At 34.8% G+C, this 4,220-nt stretch carries 7 protein-coding genes and 1 pseudogene; 3 read left to right on the top strand and 5 right to left on the bottom strand.

The genetic code is table 11. The annotated features are described in order from the left end of the window. Window positions 1-596 (top strand): transposase family protein (locus tag NI470_RS15505; protein WP_481124122.1); only part of this gene is annotated, 596 nt, incomplete at its 5' end. Window positions 597-673: 77 nt separating this feature from the next. Here NI470_RS15505 and NI470_RS15500 read toward each other — a convergent pair. From NI470_RS15500 to NI470_RS15490, 3 genes are all read right to left on the bottom strand, one after another. Then, window positions 674-967, bottom strand: coding sequence for a type II toxin-antitoxin system RelE family toxin (locus NI470_RS15500; RefSeq protein ID WP_253148987.1), 294 nt, complete (start codon window positions 965-967; stop codon window positions 674-676). Further along, entirely contained in the window at window positions 957-1,202 is a 246-nt protein-coding gene (locus NI470_RS15495) for a type II toxin-antitoxin system RelB/DinJ family antitoxin (protein WP_000246756.1), read from the bottom strand. Before NI470_RS15495 ends, NI470_RS15500 begins: the two co-directional genes overlap by 11 nt. Window positions 1,203-1,377: 175 nt before the next feature. Beyond that, window positions 1,378-2,268 (bottom strand): LysR family transcriptional regulator, encoded by an 891-nt coding sequence (locus tag NI470_RS15490; RefSeq protein ID WP_004281790.1) that lies wholly within the window; start codon window positions 2,266-2,268, stop codon window positions 1,378-1,380. A 149-nt stretch (window positions 2,269-2,417) separates the two neighbouring features. On the opposite strand from NI470_RS15490, the gene NI470_RS15485 reads away from it, so the two are divergent. Both NI470_RS15485 and NI470_RS15480 read left to right on the top strand, forming a co-directional pair. Continuing rightward, window positions 2,418-3,011, top strand: coding sequence for an NAD(P)H-dependent oxidoreductase (locus NI470_RS15485; RefSeq protein ID WP_253148988.1), 594 nt, complete (start codon window positions 2,418-2,420; stop codon window positions 3,009-3,011). Between the two features lie 9 nt (window positions 3,012-3,020). Further along, window positions 3,021-3,335 (top strand): putative quinol monooxygenase, encoded by a 315-nt coding sequence (locus tag NI470_RS15480; protein WP_004281786.1) that lies wholly within the window; start codon window positions 3,021-3,023, stop codon window positions 3,333-3,335. 110 nt (window positions 3,336-3,445) lie between these two features. Here the strand turns inward: NI470_RS15480 and NI470_RS15475 are convergent, their stop codons facing one another. Further along, complete coding sequence (locus tag NI470_RS15475; RefSeq protein ID WP_180039173.1) at window positions 3,446-3,736, bottom strand: addiction module antidote protein; 291 nt, start codon at window positions 3,734-3,736, stop codon at window positions 3,446-3,448. A gap of 1 nt (window position 3,737) precedes the next feature. Then, window positions 3,738-4,035, bottom strand: a pseudogene (locus tag NI470_RS15470) (type II toxin-antitoxin system RelE/ParE family toxin). Window positions 4,036-4,220 lie beyond the last annotated feature (185 nt).

Raw genomic sequence — 4,220 nt, 5'->3', positions numbered from 1 at the left:
GTCGCGTAGAACGCGCGAATAGAACCCTTCAAGACCGTTTGATCAAGGAGATGCGTCTGGAAGGCATCAGTTCGATTGCTGAGGCCAATGCCTGGCTACCCTGCTTTATTGAGCAGTTCAACCAGAAGTTTGCCAAGTGTGCGCGAAATTCAAAGAACTTACATCGTCCGCTAACAGAATCTGATGCTGAGCTGGAGGATATATTCACCTGGCAGGAACCGCGTAAGGTCACGAAGAACCTCACCATCACGTATGACAAGTGTATTTATCTGCTTGAACCGACAGAGCTAAATCATAAGCTTGTTGGGCAATATATTTCATTTCTGGAGTACCCGGATGGCACTGTGGCGATCATGCATGATGGCCGAAAGATCAATTACAGCCTCTTCGATAAATTAAGTCAGCTGAATCAGCGAGAGATTGTTGAGAATAAACGGTTGGGTGCTGTTCTGAATCATATCAAACAACAGCATGAAGAACTGGAACAACAAAACAAACGCAATCGTTCTCAAAAGATGCCAAGAAGACGTGCACAGAAAACAACAATTCAACAACGAAATCTAAATCTTGTGCTTGACTTGGAAATGTCCATATAGGACATTTCTATTTGGTTAGTAGGTAGGACATTTCTATTTGGGAATAACATAAAAATGGGAGCTATAAGCTCCCATTTTTAATCTTTAATTCGCTTTTTCTCTTCGTCATAAACTATGCTATCAGCTCGTTTTCCGACGGTAATGAGCAGGATAACTACCTGATCATCTTTAACTTGATAGACAAGTCGGACACCAGCTTTTAATAATTTGATTTTATAGCAACCTGCAAGAGCGCTTCTAAGCATGTTCTTTGGAATATGTGGCTGCTCTATGACTTTAGCTAGTTTCTTTTTAAATTGATCTCGTATAGCAACAGGGAGTTTTTCCCATTCTGCTGTAAAGTCCTTGTGACGTAAAAGCTTATAAGTCATCTAATGTGACTTCCTCAAACATCTCTTTAGGATCGTTAATGCGCTTACGGACAAGAGCTAATAATTCTTCATCTTCTTCCGAAAGCAAAGCTTTTTTGACGGGCAGTTTCCCAGTCGTAGCAACATACTCAAGAATACTAGTGAAGAAATCCGTAGGTGCAATACCTTGCTCTTTAAGGATTGAATAAGATTTTTCTTTAAGGGCTTCATCGACCCTGAAGTTAACAGTAGCCATCATATTTCCCAAGTGTTTAATGTACTAGGAATATTGTAATGCAAATTGCATTACAAGTCGACTTCGCATAACAACCATTATGTTAAATGGAGATTTATTTCAAACATTATTCAACTAAAATATGCCTAAAAAATTAGATATTTTTCAAACTTTGGTTTGAAAAATCCATTTAAAATTAATTAAGCTGTTGTAATTTTTCATATAAATAATCAATAAATAATCTAACTCTCTTAGGTATATAATTTTTTTTGTAATAGACAGCATGGATTTTTTGCTCATGAATTTTTATTTCATCTTCAAATAAAGCAATTAATTTACCTTCGTTTATATCCTTTAAAATTAAAAATTCAGAGAGACAAGCGATTCCTACGCCTTGTAAAGCAAGTTGACGAACACTTTCGCCATTAGAAGCTGTAATAGATGGTGAAGTTTTATATAGTTGATCATTTATATAAATTGGCCAATTATTTAAATGCAAAGGATGGCTAAATCCTAATAATCTATGTTGATTTAACTCAATAATAGATTTTGGTAAGTTATTTTTTTTGAGATATTCAGCGCTAGCAACGATATACAAACGACTTTTATATAATAATTTTGCATAGAGACTTGAATCTTCTAGATCACCAAATCGTATAGCAACATCTATTTTATGCTCTAATAAATCAATTACATGATCATGACTAGTTAGTTCAATACTGATCTTTGGATATCGTTCTATAAACTCTGGTATTAATGGAATAATTACATGCAATACAAACGGTGTTGCTGAATCTATTTTAATTAAGCCTGTAGGTTCAGTACCTGGATTAATTAACAACTCTTCAGCTTCATTCAAATCAGAAAGTAATTTTCTTGCTCTTTCTAAAAAAATTTTTCCATCATAGGTAAGGTTAAGGCTACGGGTTGTACGTTCGATTAATTTAACATTTAATTTTTTTTCGAGGCGTTGTAATGTGCGACTGATAGCAGATGTTGTTTGATTTAATTGTTCTGCTGTTTTCACTATAGAGCCACAATCAGCGATCGTAACAAATACTAAAAGTTCATCAAATGTAGATTTCATATCTAAGTAAATCATTAATAAAAAATAATTTTTAATTATATATCAATTTTAATTATTAACAATTAATCAATAATGTTTTGTTAATAATTGCATTTATGTTGATGGATCTTAAATTTATATTGTACTTCTCTATTTAATTTGGGATGAAGATGAATAATATTTTAATTATCAATGGTGCTAAAACTTTTGCCCATTCTAATGGTGAATTGAATGATACCTTGACAATTTTAGCAGAAGAAGTATTAACCGAATTAGGTCATAAAGTTAAAGTTACGCGTGCTGATAGTGCTTTTGATCCAAAAGAGGAGGTAAAAAAATATCTTTGGGCTGATGCTATTATTTATCAAATGCCAGACTGGTGGATGGGTGCACCATGGACAGTAAAAAAATATATTGATGATGTATTTACTGAAGGTCATGGTCATATATACGCAAATGATGGTCGTTCACGTTCGGATACTTCTAAAAAATATGGTTCGGGAGGTTTAATGCATGGCAAAAAATTTATGCTGTCATTAACTTGGAATGCACCTGCTGAAGCATTCACTGATCCAAAACAATTTTTTGAGGGGAGAGGTGTAGATGGGGTTTATTTGCCTTTTCGAAAAGCCAATGAGTTTCTTGGTATGCAAAGCATGTCAACATTTATTGCTCATGACGTCATCAAAGCACCAAACGTACCACAAATAAAAGATGACTATCGCCAACATTTGATCCGTAATTTTCCTGCATCAGTGATATAGAGGTAAATGATGTTAACAATTATTGCTGAAATTAAAATAGAACCCGGTTCAGAGCATCTGCAACATGTAATCAATTCATTCAAGGAGATCACACCAACAGTGCTTGAAGAAGATGGTTGTTTTGGTTACGAATTACTTATTAATCATGAGAGTCATGCGTCTTATCAGGCGCCATTGAAAAATACAGTCGTTATGTTGGAAAAATGGAAAAGTATCAAGCATTTAGATTCCCACCTTGCAACCGTACATATGCAAGAACATCACTTTAAGATAAAAGATGATGTTCTTGGTGTTGATATCCGAATTTTAGAGAATGGATTTTAATCAAATTATTATATTCATTTATGAGTTTCTCTAAAATTAACATAATACACGTTATACGAATCTAAAAATGGGAGCCTTTAGCTCCCATTTTTACTATATTTTTTAAAGTCTTAGGCGTGTTGTACTTTGAGTTTTAAGCCTAAAGCATTCACTACACGATTAATCGTATCAAAACGTGGTGCTGAATCATGACGTAGGGCTTTGTAGAGTGCCTCACGCCCAATTCCTGCTTCTTTAGCGATTTGAGTCATGCCACGAGCTTTAGCAATAACACCAAGAGCATGAGCTAATTCAGCTGGATCATTCTCTTCAAGAACCATGTTGAGATACATCACAATATCTTCTTCAGTTTTGAGTGACTCAGCCATATCAAAACTTGGTAAATCAGCGACTCTAACCATTTTAATCCTCCAATGTTTTCGATAGTTTGACTGCACGATCGATGTCTTGTTGCTGAGTTGATTTATCTCCTCCACCAAGCATTACAATCACTACGTCACCATGTTGGATATAATACATCCTCCACCCAGAACCGAAGAATTCTCTCATTTCCCAAACGCCATCTTGGAGAGGTTTGATGTCTCCCCCAATTTCCACGTTGAACCTTATCTAATCCACGATTCAAGCGAATACGAGTCATATTGTCTTTAATGCCATCCAACCATTCATCAAATTCTGGAAGACGTATAATTTCAAGCATGAGGATTCCTTATCTTCTCACTATATTGTATTTGATCGAATACAATATGCAATTAATCTATACGAACATCCATTATGTTAGAACCCATTTAAAGTGTCTATGCGATAAACCATTTAAAATCTCCTGTTTTTAACTGCAAGAGTCAAGCACAGGATTTAAATTTCTTTGTTCAATAACAGCTTTCT

The organism is Acinetobacter lwoffii (assembly GCF_024129115.1).
In the GTDB taxonomy this organism is placed as follows: domain Bacteria; phylum Pseudomonadota; class Gammaproteobacteria; order Pseudomonadales; family Moraxellaceae; genus Acinetobacter; species Acinetobacter lwoffii_T.
The sequence above is the reverse complement of the archived record's forward strand: the minus strand, read 5'-3'. Positions and strand labels throughout refer to the sequence as shown.

Excerpts from the sequence above, each read along its gene's own strand:
- NI470_RS15500 (WP_253148987.1), bottom strand. The coding sequence starts at position 967 with ATGACTTATAAGCTTTTACGTCACAAGGACTTTACAGCAGAATGGGAA.
- NI470_RS15495 (WP_000246756.1), bottom strand. The coding sequence starts at position 1,202 with ATGGCTACTGTTAACTTCAGGGTCGATGAAGCCCTTAAAGAAAAATCT.
- NI470_RS15490 (WP_004281790.1), bottom strand. The coding sequence starts at position 2,268 with ATGAAATCTACATTTGATGAACTTTTAGTATTTGTTACGATCGCTGAT.
- NI470_RS15485 (WP_253148988.1), top strand. The coding sequence starts at position 2,418 with ATGAATAATATTTTAATTATCAATGGTGCTAAAACTTTTGCCCATTCT.
- NI470_RS15480 (WP_004281786.1), top strand. The coding sequence starts at position 3,021 with ATGTTAACAATTATTGCTGAAATTAAAATAGAACCCGGTTCAGAGCAT.
- NI470_RS15475 (WP_180039173.1), bottom strand. The coding sequence starts at position 3,736 with ATGGTTAGAGTCGCTGATTTACCAAGTTTTGATATGGCTGAGTCACTC.